At 71.9% G+C, this 15,165-nt stretch carries 17 protein-coding genes; 10 read left to right on the plus strand and 7 right to left on the minus strand.

All coding sequences use genetic code 11. The annotated features are described in order from the left end of the window. Nucleotides 1–12 precede the first annotated feature (12 nt). The 9 genes from ACFPYL_RS18150 to ACFPYL_RS18190 all read left to right on the plus strand — a co-directional run bounded on the left by ACFPYL_RS18150 (nt 13) and on the right by ACFPYL_RS18190 (nt 9,061). Complete coding sequence (locus ACFPYL_RS18150) at nt 13–1,737, plus strand: nitrite/sulfite reductase (protein WP_379157444.1); 1,725 nt, start codon at nt 13–15, stop codon at nt 1,735–1,737. A gap of 181 nt (nt 1,738–1,918) precedes the next feature. Next, nucleotides 1,919–2,665 (plus strand): phosphoadenylyl-sulfate reductase, encoded by a 747-nt coding sequence (locus tag ACFPYL_RS18155; RefSeq protein ID WP_379157447.1) that lies wholly within the window; start codon nt 1,919–1,921, stop codon nt 2,663–2,665. Nucleotides 2,666–2,702: 37 nt separating this feature from the next. Beyond that, the gene (locus ACFPYL_RS18160; protein WP_379157450.1) at nt 2,703–3,446 is read left to right on the plus strand and encodes a sirohydrochlorin chelatase; all 744 of its coding nucleotides are present in this window, start codon (nt 2,703–2,705) and stop codon (nt 3,444–3,446) included. 79 nt (nt 3,447–3,525) lie between these two features. Then, nucleotides 3,526–4,149, plus strand: coding sequence for a M15 family metallopeptidase (locus tag ACFPYL_RS18165; protein WP_379157453.1), 624 nt, complete (start codon nt 3,526–3,528; stop codon nt 4,147–4,149). Further along, nucleotides 4,146–5,294, plus strand: a complete 1,149-nt coding sequence (alr, locus tag ACFPYL_RS18170; RefSeq protein WP_379157456.1) for an alanine racemase — start codon at nt 4,146–4,148, stop codon at nt 5,292–5,294. Before ACFPYL_RS18165 ends, alr begins: the two co-directional genes overlap by 4 nt. Continuing rightward, on the plus strand, nt 5,291–6,229 hold the full coding sequence (locus ACFPYL_RS18175; protein WP_379157459.1) for a D-alanine--D-alanine ligase family protein: 939 nt from the start codon (nt 5,291–5,293) through the stop codon (nt 6,227–6,229). The genes alr and ACFPYL_RS18175 overlap by 4 nt, the downstream gene beginning before the upstream one ends. Beyond that, complete coding sequence (locus ACFPYL_RS18180) at nt 6,226–7,170, plus strand: acyltransferase family protein (RefSeq protein WP_379157462.1); 945 nt, start codon at nt 6,226–6,228, stop codon at nt 7,168–7,170. Before ACFPYL_RS18175 ends, ACFPYL_RS18180 begins: the two co-directional genes overlap by 4 nt. Next, complete coding sequence (locus ACFPYL_RS18185; protein ID WP_379157465.1) at nt 7,167–8,408, plus strand: sensor histidine kinase; 1,242 nt, start codon at nt 7,167–7,169, stop codon at nt 8,406–8,408. The genes ACFPYL_RS18180 and ACFPYL_RS18185 overlap by 4 nt, the downstream gene beginning before the upstream one ends. Then, the gene (locus ACFPYL_RS18190) at nt 8,405–9,061 is read left to right on the plus strand and encodes a response regulator (protein ID WP_379157468.1); all 657 of its coding nucleotides are present in this window, start codon (nt 8,405–8,407) and stop codon (nt 9,059–9,061) included. Before ACFPYL_RS18185 ends, ACFPYL_RS18190 begins: the two co-directional genes overlap by 4 nt. Nucleotides 9,062–9,165: 104 nt before the next feature. Here the strand turns inward: ACFPYL_RS18190 and ACFPYL_RS18195 are convergent, their stop codons facing one another. Both ACFPYL_RS18195 and ACFPYL_RS18200 read right to left on the minus strand, forming a co-directional pair. Further along, on the minus strand, nt 9,166–9,555 hold the full coding sequence (locus ACFPYL_RS18195) for a DUF3037 domain-containing protein (protein WP_379157471.1): 390 nt from the start codon (nt 9,553–9,555) through the stop codon (nt 9,166–9,168). Further along, on the minus strand, nt 9,555–10,337 hold the full coding sequence (locus ACFPYL_RS18200; protein WP_379157474.1) for a HipA family kinase: 783 nt from the start codon (nt 10,335–10,337) through the stop codon (nt 9,555–9,557). Before ACFPYL_RS18200 ends, ACFPYL_RS18195 begins: the two co-directional genes overlap by 1 nt. A 117-nt stretch (nt 10,338–10,454) precedes the next feature. On the opposite strand from ACFPYL_RS18200, the gene ACFPYL_RS18205 reads away from it, so the two are divergent. Next, a complete protein-coding gene (locus tag ACFPYL_RS18205; protein ID WP_379157477.1) occupies nt 10,455–11,165 on the plus strand; it encodes a hypothetical protein in 711 nt (236 codons plus the stop codon). Nucleotides 11,166–11,187: 22 nt separating this feature from the next. On the opposite strand, the gene ACFPYL_RS18210 is transcribed toward ACFPYL_RS18205, so the two are convergent. From ACFPYL_RS18210 to recA, 5 genes are all read right to left on the minus strand, one after another. Beyond that, nucleotides 11,188–12,033 (minus strand): polyphosphate kinase 2 family protein, encoded by an 846-nt coding sequence (locus ACFPYL_RS18210; protein WP_379157478.1) that lies wholly within the window; start codon nt 12,031–12,033, stop codon nt 11,188–11,190. 7 nt (nt 12,034–12,040) lie between these two features. Then, complete coding sequence (locus ACFPYL_RS18215; RefSeq protein WP_379157481.1) at nt 12,041–12,751, minus strand: GNAT family N-acetyltransferase; 711 nt, start codon at nt 12,749–12,751, stop codon at nt 12,041–12,043. Continuing rightward, complete coding sequence (locus tag ACFPYL_RS18220) at nt 12,748–13,236, minus strand: phosphoribosyltransferase (RefSeq protein WP_449289720.1); 489 nt, start codon at nt 13,234–13,236, stop codon at nt 12,748–12,750. The genes ACFPYL_RS18215 and ACFPYL_RS18220 overlap by 4 nt, the downstream gene beginning before the upstream one ends. A gap of 26 nt (nt 13,237–13,262) precedes the next feature. Then, a complete protein-coding gene (locus ACFPYL_RS18225) occupies nt 13,263–13,892 on the minus strand; it encodes a regulatory protein RecX (RefSeq protein WP_379157484.1) in 630 nt (209 codons plus the stop codon). Between the two features lie 125 nt (nt 13,893–14,017). Then, nucleotides 14,018–15,067: a recombinase RecA gene (recA, locus tag ACFPYL_RS18230; protein ID WP_056159259.1), complete on the minus strand. Its 1,050-nt coding sequence runs from the start codon at nt 15,065–15,067 to the stop codon at nt 14,018–14,020. Nucleotides 15,068–15,165: the final 98 nt, after the last annotated feature.

The following is a 15,165-nucleotide window of genomic DNA, read 5'->3' on the forward strand; positions in this document are numbered from 1 at the left end:
GAATCGACAGACATGTCTGACCTCCGCTTCACCGCCAAGCGCGCCGAGCGCACCGAGATCCCGCGCCCGAAGCGCGGTGAGGGCCAGTGGGCGCTCGGCTACACCGAGCCGCTGAACAAGAACGAGCAGTCCAAGAAGGACGACAGCCCGCTCAACGTGCGCGACCGGATCCTCTACACCTACTCCAAGCGCGGCTTCGCCTCGATCGACCCGGCCGACCTGCGCGGCCGGTTCCGCTGGATGGGCCTCTACACGCAGCGCGCCCCGGGCTTCGACGGCGGCAAGACCGCGATGCTCGAGGAGGAGGAGCTCGATGACGAGTTCTTCATGATGCGGGTCCGCTCCGACGGCGCGCTGCTCACCCACGAGGCGGTCCGCGCGCTCGGCACCATCGGTGTCGACTTCGCCCGCGACACCGCGGACGTCACCGACCGCGAGAACATCCAGTACCACTGGATCCGGATCGAGGACGTGCCCGCGATCTGGGAGCGGCTCGAGGCGGCCGGCCTGGACACGATGGAGGCCTGCGGCGACTCGCCGCGCCCCTTCCTCGGCTCCCCGGTCGCCGGCGTGGCCCAGGACGAGATCATCGACGGCACCGCCGCGCTCGAGGAGATCAAGCGCCGCTACATCGGCAACCCCGACTTCGCGAACTTCCCGCGCAAGTTCAAGACCGCACTCACCGGGCACCCGAGCCACGACGTGGCCCCCGAGGTCAACGACATCGCGTTCGTCGGCACCGTCCACCCCGAGCACGGGCCCGGCTTCGACCTCTGGGTCGGTGGCGGTCTGTCGACCAACCCGATGCTCGCCCAGAAGATGGGCGTCTGGATCCCGCTCGACGAGGTCGCGGACGCCTGGGAGGGCGTCGCGTCGATCTTCCGCGACTACGGCTACCGCCGGCTCCGCTCGCGGGCCCGGCTCAAGTTCCTGGTCGCCGACTGGGGCATCGAGAAGTTCCGCGAGGTCCTGGAGAACGAGTACCTCGGCCGCCAGCTCGTCACCTGCGAGTCGCCGGCCTCCCCGACCGGTCACCGCGACCACATCGGTGTGCACGAGCAGAAGGACGGCAAGCTCTACGTCGGTATCGCGCCGACTGCCGGCCGGATCTCCGGCACCCTGCTGGTGCAGCTCGCCGACCTGATCGAGGAGTACGCCGTCGCGGGCGCCCGCCTCACGCCGTACCAGAAGATCGTGCTGGTCGGCGTCGAGCCGAGCGTCGTCGAGGCCCTGGTCGAGCGGCTCGACGCGATCGGGCTGTCGGCGCGACCGTCGAACTGGCGCCGCAACACGATGGCCTGCACCGGCATCGAGTTCTGCAAGCTCGCGATCGTCGACACCAAGGAGCGTGCTCGCGCCCTGGTCACGGAGCTCGAGAAGCGGTTCCCCGAGCTGGACAGCACGATCACGGTCAACGTCAACGGCTGCCCCAACGCCTGCGCCCGCACCCAGCTCGCCGACATCGGCCTCAAGGGCCAGCTCGTCATGCACGAGGGCGAGCAGGTCGAGGGCTTCCAGGTGCACCTCGGCGGGGCCACCGGCCTGCAGGCGAACTTCGGCCGCAAGCTCCGGGCCCACAAGGTCACCAGCGCCGGCCTCGACGACTACGTGAGCAGCCTGGTCGTGAACTACCTGGCCGACCGCGAGGACGGCGAGTCCTTCACGACCTGGGTCGCGCGCGCCGACGAGGAGCTGCTGCGCGGCGACAAGACACTCGAGGCGGTGAGCCAGGCATGAGCGAGCGCGCCGTCCCCTTCCACTGCCCCTTCTGCGGGGAGGAGGACCTGCGCCCGCACGAGGTCGTCTCAGAGTCTGGAGAGGTCAGCTCGCCGCACGGCACCTGGGAATGCCGAGGGTGCCTGCGCGCCTTCAGCCTGAAGATGCTCGGTCTGATCCGACCCTCAGGAGCTGGTTCCGCATGACTGCTGCCACGACCACCACCGCCCGCAACAACCGCGGGACGGACACCACCGGCCGCTCGCCGGAGGAGCTGCGCGAGCTCGTGTCCCACTGGGGCGCCGAGCTCGAGCTCGCCCCGGCCGAGGTGATCGTCGAGTGGGCCGCGGCGACGTTCGGTGAGCGCTTCTGCGTGACGTCCTCGATGGGCGATGCCGTGCTCACCGATGTCGTCTCCAAGGTCGTGCCCGGTATCGACGTGCTGTTCCTCGACACCGGCTACCACTTCGTCGAGACCATCGGCACCCGGGACGCCGTCGAGGCGACCATGCCGGTCAACCTGATCTCGATCACCCCGGTGCAGAGCGTCGCCGAGCAGGACGCGACGTACGGCAAGGACCTCTACAAGACCGACCCCGACCTGTGCTGCAAGCTGCGCAAGGTCGAGCCCCTCGCGGAGCGGCTCGCGAACTACGACGCCTGGGCGACCGGCCTGCGTCGTGCCGAGACCAAGAACCGCGTCATCGCGCCGGTCATCGGCTGGGACGCGAGGAAGGGCAAGGTCAAGATCTCTCCGCTCGCTCGGTGGTCCGACGAGCAGGTCGAGAAGTACATGGCGGACAACGGCGTCCTCGTCAACCCACTGGTCTACGACGGCTACCCGTCGATCGGCTGCTGGCCCTGCACCCGGCGCGTGGCGCCCGGTGACGACCCGCGCAGCGGTCGCTGGGCCGGCACCAACAAGACCGAGTGCGGGATCCACTCATGACGACCCTCATGACGAACACTGAACGGAGGTAGGCCTGATGGCTGCACCTGCACTGGTGGCCCTGGCTCACGGAAGCCGTGACCCGCGGTCCGCCGCCACGATCAAGGCCCTCGTCGCCGAGGTCAAGACGATGCGCCCCGACCTCAAGGTCGAGGCCGCGTTCCTCGAGCTGTCCAAGCCCTCCTTCCAGACGGTCGTCGACCGGCTGGTCAAGGCCGGTCACGACGAGATCGTCGTCGTCCCGCTGCTGCTCACCGAGGCCTACCACGCCAAGGTCGACGTCCCGAGCGCCATCACGGAGGCGACGACCCGGCACCCGGGCGTCCAGATCCGCGCCACCTCGATCCTGGGCCTGGAGGCGCACTTCCTCGAGGTGCTCGACATCCGGATGCGTGAGGCGCTGAAGAGCTCGCGGGTGCGTGAGCTCGACGCGCTCGTGCTCGCCGCCGCCGGCTCCAGCGACCCGCTCGCCAACCAGGCCGTTGCCCGACTGGCCCGCGTCTGGGGCGCGCGCCACAAGCTGCCCGTGACCGCGGCGTTCGCCTCGGCGTCCCCGCCGGCGACCGGTGAGGCCGTGCGGGCGTTCCGGGCCGAGGGTCGGCGCCACATCGCGGTCGCCTCGCTGTTCCTGGCGCCCGGGTTCCTGCCGGACCGGGCCGCCGAGCTCGCGCTCGAGGCGGGTGCCATCGCGGTCTCCGAGCCGCTGGGTGCGCACCCGGAGCTGGCCCGGACCATCCTGGCGCGGTACGCCGTCGGCGCGGTGGAGCTCGTCCCGGTCTGAGCCGACGCGGCACTTGGGGACAGTCACCCTGTACTTGAGGTGGAGGCGGGTGGTGTCCCCGGCTTCCTAGCGTCGGGGCATGACGATCCTGCTGTCGGACGAGCGCGTCCGTGCCGTGCCCGTGGTCGAGTCGGGCGAGCCGCTGGTGCGGCTGCCCCGCAGCCTCTCCCCCGCCGGCGCGCTGGTGCGCGCCGGCCTCGCGGACCGGCTGATGGCCGCCGACATCCAGCTGCCGCCGGGCATCCGCTTGCGCGTCGTCGAGGGCTACCGCCCGGTCGAGGAGCAGCGCGCGATCATCGCGTCGTACGCCGCGCAGGTGCGCGCCCACCACCCCGGCGTCGATGACGTCGAGCTGGCGCGGCTGACCAGCCGCTTCGTCTCGCCGGTGGACGTCGCGCCGCACGTGGCCGCGGCCGCGGTCGACCTGACGCTCGTCGACGTGTGCGGCGAGGAGCTCGATCTCGGCACGGCGATCGACGCGACCCCGGAGGACAGCGACGGCCGCTGCTACTTCTCCGCGGCCGGCATCGGCGCCGACGCCCACGCCCACCGCGACCTGCTGGCCAGCGTGCTGACCCGGCAGGGCCTGGTGAACTACCCCACCGAGTGGTGGCACTGGAGCTTCGGCGACCGCTACTGGGCGCTGATGACCGGCGCGCGGCACGCGCTCTACGGCCCGGTGGCCGCGGCGGTGGCGGCATGACCAACCTGGCCGTCAGCGACCGGACCGCGACGGCCTCCGGTCCGCGGCTGGACATCGACCTCGACGCCGTCGCCCGCAACACCCGGCTGCTCGCCGACCGGGCCGCCGGCGAGCTGATGGCCGTCGTGAAGGCGGACGGCTTCGGGCACGGCGCCGTCGACGTCGCACGCACCGCACTCGCCCACGGGGCCACCCGGCTCGGCGTGACATCGCTGGACGAGGCCTGGACGCTGCGCGACGCGGGGCTCGGCGTACCTCTGCTGAGCTGGCTGAACCCGGTGGACGCCGACTTCGCACTGGCCGCTGAGCGGGACGTCGACGTCGCCGTCCCGAGCGCCCAGCACCTGAGCGCGGTCGCGGTCGCTCCTGGACGCAGCCGCGTGCACCTGCACCTCGATGCCGGGATGGCCCGCGACGGCGCCGACCCCGCCGCCTGGGGAACGCTGTGCCGTGCCGCCCGGCGGGCCGAGCAGCGCGGCGAGGTCGAGGTCGTCGGCGTGATGGGCCACCTCGGCTGCGCCGACGACCCGGACGACGAGTGCAACACCCTCGGGCGCACCCGCTTCGCCTGGGCACTCGAGACCGCCCGCGCCGCCGGGCTGCGGCCGCGCGACCGGCACCTCGCCGCCACCGCGGCGACCCTGACCGACCCGCGCAGCCACCACACCATGAGCCGCGTCGGTGCCGGCCTGGTCGGCATCGACCCCTCCCGCTCGACCCGGCTGCACCCGGCCATGACGCTGACGGCACCGGTGGTGCAGGTGCGCCGGGTCCGCGGCGGCACGCCGGTCGGCTACGGGCACAGCCACCGGACGGCGGTGGCGACGCACCTCGGCCTGGTGCCGCTCGGGTACGCCGACGGCCTGCCCCGCCTCGCGTCCGGTCGCGCCGAGGTCCTGGTCCGCGGCGTCCGGCGTCCGGTCGTCGGCCGGATCTCCATGGACCAGCTGGTCGTCGACCTCGGCGAGCGCGGCGTCGACCCGGGCGAGACCGTCACCGTCTTCGGGCCGGGCACCCACGGCGAGCCGACGGTCGCCGAGTGGGCGACCTGGGCCGACACGATCGAGCACGAGCTCGTCACCGGCATCGGTGCCCGGGTCGAGCGGCGCACCCTCGCGGTGCCACACCTCCGGAGCCTGTCGTGAGGACCCGGGTCGCCGTGATCGGTGGCGGGCAGAGCTGCGAGCACGACGTCTCACTGGCATCGGCGGCCTCGGTCGCCGCCGCGCTCGACCCCACGTCGTACGACGTCGTACCCCTCACCATCGGTCGCGACGGCACCTGGCGCGACCGCGGCCTCCGGCCGATCGGCCTGTGCGGCGCCGCGCAGGTGCTGCGCGGCTGCGACGTGGTCCTCCCCGTGGTCCACGGACCGCGCGGCGAGGACGGCACGCTGGCCGCCCTCTGCGAGCTCGCCGGCCTGCCGTACGTCGGCTCCGGCGTCCGGCCGGGCGCGATCGCGATGGACAAGTGGGCCACCAAGCTGGTCGCCGCGGCCGTCGGCATCGCCACCACGCCGGGCCACCTGGTCACCGCCGCGACCGCGGACCACGAGCGGTGGACGCATCCCGTCGTCGTCAAGCCGGTCGCCGCCGGCTCGAGCCTGGGCGTCAGCCTGGTCGCCGAGCCCGGTGCCCTGCGCCCGGCCCTCGACGCCGCACTCGCGCTCGACAGCCGGGTGCTGGTCGAGGACGTCGTCACCGCGCGCGAGATCGACGTCGCCGTGCTGCGCCGCGCGGACGGGACGCTGATGGTGCCGCCGGCCCTCGAGATCGTCGCCGACGGACTCTTCGACCACGAGCTGAAGTACGGCGGGCACGCGGACTTCCGCGTCCCCGCGCCGCTGACCGAGGTCGACGCCAAGGCGCTCGAGGACGCGGCGGTCGCGACGTACGAGGCGCTCGGCTGCTCGGGGGTCGCGCGGGTGGACTTCTTCCTCACCGACGACGGCCCGGTGCTCAACGAGGTCAACACCGTGCCGGGCATGACCGAGCACTCCCAGGTGCCGCGGATGTTCGCGGCCGCCGGGATGTCGTACGCCGAGCTGCTCGACGAGCTCGTCCGCGGCGCCCACCGGTGAGCGGGCGGATCGACGGTCTCGACCTGCTGCGTGGGATCGCCGTCGGGCTGGTGATGCTCCGGCACGCGCTGCCCGACGTCTTCCCGGGCGCGGGCGTGGTCGGCGTGGTGATGTTCTTCGCGCTGTCGGGCTACCTGATCACCGGCGTGCTGGAGAAGCGGCCCCGCCTCGGCAACTTCTACGCCCGCCGCGCCTGGCGGCTGGTGCCCGCGCTGCTGGTGCTGGTTGTCGGGGTCGCGCTGGTGACCCTGGTGCTCGACCCGCTCGGCGACCGCGACCGGCTCGTCAAGACCGTCGTGGTGGCGCTCACCTGGACGGCGGACCTGCCCTTCGGGCACGCGAGCGACGCGACGTACCACCTCTGGACGCTGGCCCTCGAGGAGCAGTTCTACCTGCTCTGGCCGGTCACCCTGCTGGTCCTCGGCCCTCGCCGCGGGCTCGTCCTGGCCGCGCTCGCGACCGGGCTGGCCTGCCTGCTGACCACGTGGTGGCTCGCCGAGGACCCCGACCTCGCCTACTCGCTGCCGACCAGCTGGGCCCTCTGCTTCGTCGTCGGCGCGGCCGCGCGCGTGCACCGCGACCGGATCCGGCCACCCGGCTGGCTGGCACCCGTGGCGCTGTCGGCGCTGGCCGTGCTCAGCATGGTTCCATTGCGGGGTCACACCCTCACCTACCTGGCAGGAGGACCGGCCATCGCTGTGCTCACCGCGGCCCTGGTCCTCTCCTGGCGCACCTGGACCACCGTCACCCAGCCGGCGCTCCGCGCGCTGGTGTGGCTCGGCACGGTCTCCTACGCGGCGTACCTCTGGAACTACCCGCTCACCCTCTGGCTGCGCCCGCACGCCGGGCTCGCCGTCGTGCTGACCCTGGTCGCCGCAGCCCTGTCCTGGCGGTACGTCGAGGCGCCGCTCCAGCGCCGTCGAGTGGCGGTCGCGGCATGAGGTGGCAGCGGTGGGCTCCGGACGTCGCCCTCGGCGCGGTGGTCACGTTCTTCGGGCTGGTCGAGGTCTTCGGCACCCGGTTCTACGACCTGACCGGCGAGCGACAGGCGCTCTTCCTCGTCGCGGTCGGCATGGGCGTCGCGGCGGCCTGCGCGCGGCACGCCCCGGCGGTCGCCCTGGGGGTGGTCTGGGCGGTCTGCGCGCTGCAGGTCGCCAACGGCACGACCGTGATGCTCACCCAGATCAGCGTCGCGATCGTCGGCTTCGGCACCGCCCGGTGGGGCCGGCCCGCCACGGTGGTCGCCAGCGGCCTGTCGATCCCGCTCGCCGCGGTGGCGGCCGTGTGGTTCCTCGACCAGGGCTACTCCATCCGAGCGCTCGAGCTCGGCGAAATCTCGCGGATGATCGACGACGCCTACCAGTACGGCGACACCTGGCAGATCGGTGCCGGCCTGGTCGGGTTCGCGATCCTCGCGATCCCGTGGCTGGCCGGGCTGGCCTTCCGCTACTCCGACCGGGCCCGGCAGTCGCAGGTCTCGCAGGTCGAGGCCGAGGCCGAGCGCGACCAGGCGGAGGAGATCGCCCGGCTGCGCGAGGACCAGGCCCGCCTGGCCCGCGACGTGCACGACGTCGTCGGCCACTCTCTCGCCGTGATCCTGGCGCAGGCCGAGTCCGCGCAGTACCTCGACGAGGTCGACACCCAGGGCCTGAAACGGACCATGAACAACATCGCCACCTCCGCCCGCACCTCGCTCGACGACGTGCGACAGGTGCTCGCGTCGACGAGCGGCACGGCGGCGCCGCGCGCCGGCAAGGTCGACCTCGACGGCCTCGTGGAGGGCGTCCGGGCGAGCGGGCACGAGGTGGTGTCGACCGAGGTGGGTGTGCCCCAGCCGATGCCGCCGGAGCTCGAGGTGGTCGCCTTCCGGGTGCTCCAGGAGATGCTCACCAACGCGATCAAGCACGGACCACGCGACCGTCCGGTGCGGGTCGAGCGGCACTGGGAGGGCGACCTGCGGATCGAGGTCCAGAACGCGCTCGACTCGGTCAGCGACGAGACGCAGCCGCTGGCGGTGGTCGTCGACCCTGCCCATTCCGGCGAGCCCAGCCCGGGTGGTCAGGGCATCGACGGCATGCGTCGTCGCCTCGACTCCGTCGGCGGGCGCCTCGACGTACGCCGGCGGCTCGACCCGCCGACCTTCACCGCGACCGCGTGGGTCCCGGTGCGCGCCCGATGACCATCCAGGTCCTGCTGGTGGACGACCAGGAGCTGTTCCGCGAGGGCGTGCGGGTGATCGTCGACGCCCAGGAGGGCATGGAGGTCGTCGGCACCGCGGCGGACGGGCTCGAGGCGGTGAGCCTCGTCGACGAGCTCTCCCCCGACGTCGTGCTGATGGACATCCGGATGCCGGAGATGGACGGCGTCGAGGCGACCCGCCAGATCTTCCTGCCCGAGCGCAGCTCCCGGCGTGCGAAGCCGGTGCGGGTGGTCGTGCTGACCACCTTCAACCTCGACGACCGGGCCGCGACCGCGATCCGCTACGGCGCCAGCGGGTTCCTCCTCAAGGGCACCACGCCGGTGATGCTGGCCGACGCGATCCGCACCGTGCACTCCGGCAACGCGGTGCTCGCGCCGACGGACCTCTCGACCCTGCTGGAGGGGCAGTTCCGCGGCCAGGCGCCCACCCCGCCGGCGTACCTCGGGCTGACCGACAAGGAGCGCGAGGTCTTCGCGGCCGTCGCGAAGGGGCGGTCAAACACCGAGATCGCCGGCCAGATCTTCGCCAGCGAGTCGACCGTGAAGACCCATGTCGGAGCCATCCTGCGCAAGCTCGGCCTGCGCGACCGCGTGCAGATCGTGGTCTTCGCCCACGAGCACGGCCTCGTCTGAGACGCCGAGTCGCGACTTCTGGTCACCCGAGTCGTGAGTTCTGGTCACCTCGAGGTGACCAGAAGTCCGGAATGGAGTGACCAGAAGTCACGACTCGGCCGTTCTCAGGAGACGAGCTTCTCCAGCAGGTGCTCGAGCTGGCGGGCCGGGTCGGTGGTGGTGCCGCCGTGCACCGGGCCGGGCTGGAGGACGGTGCTGCGCGGCGCCTTGACGAAGCCGAAGCGCTGGCTGATCGGCGCCGTCGCGGCCGCTCCCCCGCGCTCGTCGCCCGCACAGACCCCCTCGACGAAGGCGAGCGCCTCGCAGACCTGGTCGAGGTCGAGCGTCGGGTCGAACGCAGCCAGCCGGTCCCGGTCGACGTGCCAGGCGACGTCGAGGAAGTCGGTGGCGTGGCAGTAGACGACGACGCCCACGTTGACGAACTCCTCGCGGTCCACGCGCGGGACGCAGCGGAGCACGACGTACTGGTAGGCGAGCCTGCTCGATCCGGTCATCAGGCGACCGCCTCGGCGCCGGGGAGCCACTGGCGGGTGCCGAGGCGGGCGAGCAGGAACGAGACGTACGCCGCCCGGACGGCGTCCGGCGTCTCCGCCCCGGGCACCGGCTCGAGCCACTCGTCGGGCACCTCGGCGAGCACCTCGGTGAAGACGCGCTCGTCGAGCAGCGCGCTGATCTCGGCGTCCGCCGCGGGCAGCCCGGGCGCGGCCGAGCGGAGCACGTGGTCGTCGATGCTCCACGGCTGGGCGGCGAAGCGCGCGGGGGCCCCCTCCTTCAGCAGAGCGCCGCCGCTCCACGCGTGGTGGAAGTAGAGCGACGCACCGTGGTCGATCACCCAGAGGTCGCGGTGCCAGACCAGCAGGTTGGGGTTGCGCCAGGAGCGGTCCACGTTGGCGGTGAACGCGTCCAGCCAGAGCACGCGGGCGGCGACACCGTCGCTGGCCGGCAGCTCCCCGTCGTACCCGAACGAGCCCGGCAGGAAGTCGATCCCGAGGTTGAGCCCCGCGCTGGCGTTGAGCAGGTCCTGGACCTCCTCGTCGGCCTCGTAGCGGGCGATCGCCGGGTCCAGGTCGAGCGCCACCAGGCGCGGGGTGCGCAGCCCGATCCGGCGCGCCAGCTCACCGACGACCACCTCGGCGACCAGCACCCGCAGACCCTGCCCGGCGCCGCGGAACTTGCAGACGTAGGTGCCGAGGTCGTCGCCCTCGACGATGCCCGGAAGGCTCCCGCCCTCGCGCAGCGGGGTGACGTAACGGGTCACGGCGACGGTGGGGATCACGAGGAAACCCTAGGGGACGGGATTTCGGACGAGGGTGCGCGGTTTACCTCTACCCCGGAGGGGTAGTCGGAGCCTGGGCATCCGGTGGGGGTGCCCCATCCCGGGAGGACATCCAATATGCGCGTACGCCGACACCTCGGCTCCCTGCTCATCGCCGCCCTGGCGACGACGACACTCAGCGTCGTCGGCACGGCGGGTGCGGCCTCGGCCGCGACCGTCGCCCCGACCAGGGTCGTGATGAAGCTCAGCCAGAACACCGCCGAGGCCAACGACAAGATCTCGGTCACCGGCGAGGTCCAGGGCCAGGCGTCCGACGGCAGCTGGGGGACGCTCCCCTACGGCACCGGCAGCGCCACGCTCCAGTTCCTGCCGAAGGGCAGCTCGACCTGGCGCACGATCGAGACGGACGACCAGGGCTACTCGTTCTACTTCTACTCGGTCCGGGTGACCGGTCCCGGCACGTTCCGCGTGGCCTACGGCGGCGGCACCTACGACTCGAACTACGACGGCACGCCGGAGTACCAGTTCACGGCCTCGTCGAGTGACAAGACCCCGCGGGTGACGCGAAAGCTGAGCTACAAGGAGGTGCCCGGCCGCAAGACGGGCATCCAGGGCAAGATCGCCCCGAAGGCGAAGGTGAAGATCGTCGTCCTCAAGAAGGTCGGCAAGAAGTACAAGCACTTCCGCACGCTGCACAGCGCGCGCAACGGCGCCTTCAAGGTCGTGCTGCCGGCGCCGCGTCGCGGCAAGTGGTTCTGGCGGATCAACTTCATGGGCTCGAAGGGGTTCGCGACGAGCGTCGTCTCGGGCCACACCTACAGCTACTGAGCAGGCTGGCACGCCCGACGGGTCAGGCGCTCGCGTCCTCCGCGAGCAGCCTGGCCCGTTCGGCGTCCACGTCGAAGTCCGCCGGCGGCCAGCCCAGGTCCATCCCGCGGAGCGCCGCGAGCAGCAGCTGCCCGACCGCGAGGTTGCGGAACCACTTCCGGTCGCTCGGCACGACGTGCCACGGCGCGTGCTCGGTGTGGGTGCGCTCGAGTGCCACGGCGTACGCCGCGCGGTAGTCGTCCCATCGTGCTCGCGAGTCGAGGTCGCCGGGCTCGTACTTCCAGTACTTCTCCGGGTTGTCCAGCCGGGCGAGCAGCCGCTCGCGCTGCGTGTCCTTGCTGATGTGCAGCATGCACTTGAGGACGACCGTGCCGTCCTCCACGAGCTCACGCTCGAACTCGTTGATGGCGTCGTAGCGCCGCTCGATCTCCTCAGGAGCGGCCAGCTCGTTGACCCGGGCGATCAGCACGTCCTCGTAGTGGGAGCGGTCGAAGACGCCGACGTACCCCGCCTGTGGGAGTGCCTTGCGGATGCGCCACAGGAAGTCGTGGGCCAGCTCCTCCTTCGTCGGCGCCTTGAAGGAGCTGATCCGCACGCCCTGGGGGTCGACCAGGCCGACGGTGTGCTTGAGGGTGCCGCCCTTGCCGGAGGTGTCCATGCCCTGGAGCACCAGCAGCACCCTGCGGTGGGACCCGGTGGCCCGGCCCTCGGCGAAGAGCCGCTCCTGGAGGTCGGCGAGCTCGGGGCCGAGCGCGAAGAGCTGCGCCTTGCCGTCGGACTTCTTCCCGGAGAAGCCGGGGGTCGCGTCGGTGGGGATGGCGTCGAGGTCGACGGTCCCGGACGGCAGGTGCAGCGGGTGTGCGGTCACCGGCCGATCATCCCAGCACCTGGGCCACGTCGAGGGAACAACCGACCACCGTGTCGACGGTGCCGTCCTCCTGGGGCTCGTCGAACCAGATCCCGGCGGTGAACCCGGCCTTGGCCAGCATCCGCAGCGACGCGGCGTTGCGGTGGTCGGGAGCGGCGAAGTAGGTGGTCGCGCCCGGCAGGCGGTGCCGGGTGCGCAGCATCCACGCCCACAGCACCCGCGGCCCGAGCCCACGCCCGCTCCACTCCTCGGCGAGCGCGTAGTCGACGCCGATCGCGTCGGGGTCGGGGCCGAGCAGCGCGTAGTCGGGGTAGTCGGAGATCCGGTAGTCCTGGAGGAACCCCACCGAGCGGCCGTTGACCTCGGCGACCCACATCCGGGTCGGGCTCATGCCGTCGATGCGGGGACCGTACCGGGCCTCGATCGCCTCCTCGGTCGGCTCCCCCTCGGACGCCCACCACCGACGGACGTGGTCGCTGCGCCGCCAGCGCAACAGGTCGGACAGGTCCCCGCGGGTCATCGCCCGCACCGTCACGCGTTCGTCGTGGTCGACGACGAACTCCTTCACCTCGCCCGACAGGTCCCGCGGCGCCGGCTCGGCGTGCACGCTCGCGCAGGTACGGCGGGCCGCCGCTGCCCAGGCCTCCCCCGGGCGGACGACTCCGGACAGGTCACGACCCCGGTCGTGGACGACGACGCGGACCTGGTCGTCGGTCACGGACCCGGCTTCGCCCGCTGCACCAGGGGCGGCTCCGCCGACCAGGGGAAGTCGATCCAGGCCTCGGTGTGCCTCCAGACGTACTCCGGCTTGATCACCGTCCACGGCTTCTCGTAGATCACCGCCGTACGTGCCTCGGCCACCTGGTCGGCGACGAAGTCGCGGACCACCTCGAGCGTCTTGCCGGTGTCGGCCACGTCGTCGGCGATCAGGATCCGCAGACCCGCCAGGTCGACCGCAGCCGGCGTCGGCGGCAGCATGATCGGCACGTCGAGCCGCTGGTCGACACCGGTGTAGAACTCGACGTTGACCGCCGACAGGTTCTTCACGTCGAGCGCGTAGCCGAGCCCCATCCCCAGGCCGAGACCGCCGCGGGCGATCGAGAGGACCAGGTCGGGCTCGTAGCCCGAGTCGACGACCTGCTGGGCCAGGTCCCGCACCGCGGTGCCGAACATCTCGTACGTCAGGATCTCGCGCTCCGCCACAGGAGCATTCTGTCGGGTCGGACCCGCTAGTCGTCCAGCCCCTCGCGACCCGCGTTGGACAGCTCGTCGCGGACGACGGCGAACGCCAGGCCCGAGCCGTAGCCCTTGCGGGCGAGCATCCCGACCAGGCGACGGGTCGCGACCGTGTCGTCGAAGCGCTCCAGCGAGCGCAGCTTGCGGCGCACCAGCGCGCGGGCCGCGGCCTCCTCGTCGTCGGGATCGATCTCGGCGAGCGCCTCCCGGGCGATCTCGTCGTCGACGCCCTTGCGGCGCAGCTCCTGGGCGAGCGCCCGGGTGGCCAGCCCCTTGCCCGGCTGCCGACTGGCGATCCACGCACGCGCGAACGCCTCGTCGTCGACCAGCCCGACCTCCTCGAACCGGTCGAGCAGCCGGGTCGCGATCTCGGTCGGGACGTTCTTGGCCGCAAGCTTGTCCGCGAGCTCCTTGCGGGTGCGTGCCTGGCCGGTCAGCTGGTCGAGCAGGATCTTGCGCGCGACCGCCTCCGGATCGGCGTCCGGGACCTGGGCCTTGGTGTCCTCGGGCGGCGGCGCGGCCGGGGTGGCGCCCGGACCCGACGTACGTCGTGTCCACGCGTCCACCCCGACCGAGACGTCGCCGGCCCAGTCGGGGGGCGGCCGATTCTCCTCGAAAGTCATCGGTCGGCTTCCCTTCACGGGTCTGAGGGGTCTCGATACGCCACTCGCGGCTTCGTTCCTCAGCCGCGCGGCGACTCGACCTGGCTCCCGGTCTCCGGCCCGCGCGAGCGCGGGCCGGAGGGAGCTCAGAACGAGTCGACGCCGATCGGCTCGTCGGAGAGCGGGGCCTCCTGGTCGACCTGCGGGCCGACGCCGAGCTTCTCGAGGATCTTCTTCTCCAGCTCGTTGGCCAGGTCGGGGTTGTCCTTGAGGAACTTGCGGGAGTTCTCCTTGCCCTGGCCGAGCTGGTCGCCCTCGTAGGTGTACCAGGCGCCCGCCTTGCGGACGAGGCCCGCCTCGACCCCGACGTCGATCAGGCCGCCCTCGCGGCTGATCCCCTTGCCGTACATGATGTCGAACTCCGCCTGCTTGAACGGCGGGGCGACCTTGTTCTTGACGACCTTGACCCGGGTCCGGTTGCCGACCATGTCGGTGCCGTCCTTGAGCGTCTCGATGCGGCGCACGTCGAGGCGGACCGAGGAGTAGAACTTCAGCGCGCGACCACCGGTCGTGGTCTCGGGCGAGCCGAACATCACGCCGATCTTCTCGCGCAGCTGGTTGATGAAGATCGCGGTGGTGCCGGAGTTGTTGAGGGCACCGGTCATCTTGCGCAGCGCCTGGCTCATCAGGCGGGCCTGGAGGCCGACGTGACTGTCACCCATCTCGCCCTCGATCTCCGCGCGCGGCACCAGGGCCGCCACCGAGTCGATGACGATCAGGTCGAGGGCACCGGAGCGGACCAGCATGTCCGCGATCTCCAGCGCCTGCTCACCCGAGTCGGGCTGGGAGACCAGCAGGGCGTCGGTGTCGACGCCGAGGGCCTTCGCGTACTCGGGGTCCAGGGCGTGCTCGGCGTCGATGAACGCCACGATGCCGCCGGCCGCCTGGGCGTTGGCCACCGCGTGCAGGGCGACCGTCGTCTTGCCGGAGGACTCCGGGCCGTAGATCTCGACCACCCGGCCGCGAGGCAGGCCGCCGAGGCCCAGCGCGACGTCGAGCGCGATGGATCCGGTCGGGATGATCTCCAGCGGGGCGCGGGTCTCGTCGCCGAGGCGCATCACCGAGCCCTTGCCGAACTGACGCTCGATGTTGGCGAGTGCGGCGTCCAGCGCCTTGTCGCGGTCTCCACCAGCCATGGTGTGTGTCCTTGTCTCTCGTCGGGTGTCAGGCACGTCTGCGACGCTAGAGCGAGCCACCGACAGCGCCTGATCAGCGCTGACACCGCTGTGGAGAA

It is taken from the genome of Nocardioides hankookensis (assembly GCF_042658885.1).
Lineage (GTDB): Bacteria > Actinomycetota > Actinomycetes > Propionibacteriales > Nocardioidaceae > Nocardioides > Nocardioides hankookensis.

What these genes read in the sequence shown, in the direction of transcription:
- ACFPYL_RS18150 (WP_379157444.1), top strand. Translation starts at nt 13, where the DNA reads ATGTCTGACCTCCGCTTCACCGCCAAGCGCGCCGAGCGCACCGAGATC.
- ACFPYL_RS18155 (WP_379157447.1), top strand. Translation starts at nt 1,919, where the DNA reads ATGACTGCTGCCACGACCACCACCGCCCGCAACAACCGCGGGACGGAC.
- ACFPYL_RS18160 (WP_379157450.1), top strand. Translation starts at nt 2,703, where the DNA reads ATGGCTGCACCTGCACTGGTGGCCCTGGCTCACGGAAGCCGTGACCCG.
- ACFPYL_RS18165 (WP_379157453.1), top strand. Translation starts at nt 3,526, where the DNA reads ATGACGATCCTGCTGTCGGACGAGCGCGTCCGTGCCGTGCCCGTGGTC.
- alr (WP_379157456.1), top strand. Translation starts at nt 4,146, where the DNA reads ATGACCAACCTGGCCGTCAGCGACCGGACCGCGACGGCCTCCGGTCCG.
- ACFPYL_RS18185 (WP_379157465.1), top strand. Translation starts at nt 7,167, where the DNA reads ATGAGGTGGCAGCGGTGGGCTCCGGACGTCGCCCTCGGCGCGGTGGTC.
- ACFPYL_RS18190 (WP_379157468.1), top strand. Translation starts at nt 8,405, where the DNA reads ATGACCATCCAGGTCCTGCTGGTGGACGACCAGGAGCTGTTCCGCGAG.
- ACFPYL_RS18195 (WP_379157471.1), bottom strand. Translation starts at nt 9,555, where the DNA reads ATGACCGGATCGAGCAGGCTCGCCTACCAGTACGTCGTGCTCCGCTGC.
- ACFPYL_RS18205 (WP_379157477.1), top strand. Translation starts at nt 10,455, where the DNA reads ATGCGCGTACGCCGACACCTCGGCTCCCTGCTCATCGCCGCCCTGGCG.
- ACFPYL_RS18225 (WP_379157484.1), bottom strand. Translation starts at nt 13,892, where the DNA reads ATGACTTTCGAGGAGAATCGGCCGCCCCCCGACTGGGCCGGCGACGTC.
- recA (WP_056159259.1), bottom strand. Translation starts at nt 15,067, where the DNA reads ATGGCTGGTGGAGACCGCGACAAGGCGCTGGACGCCGCACTCGCCAAC.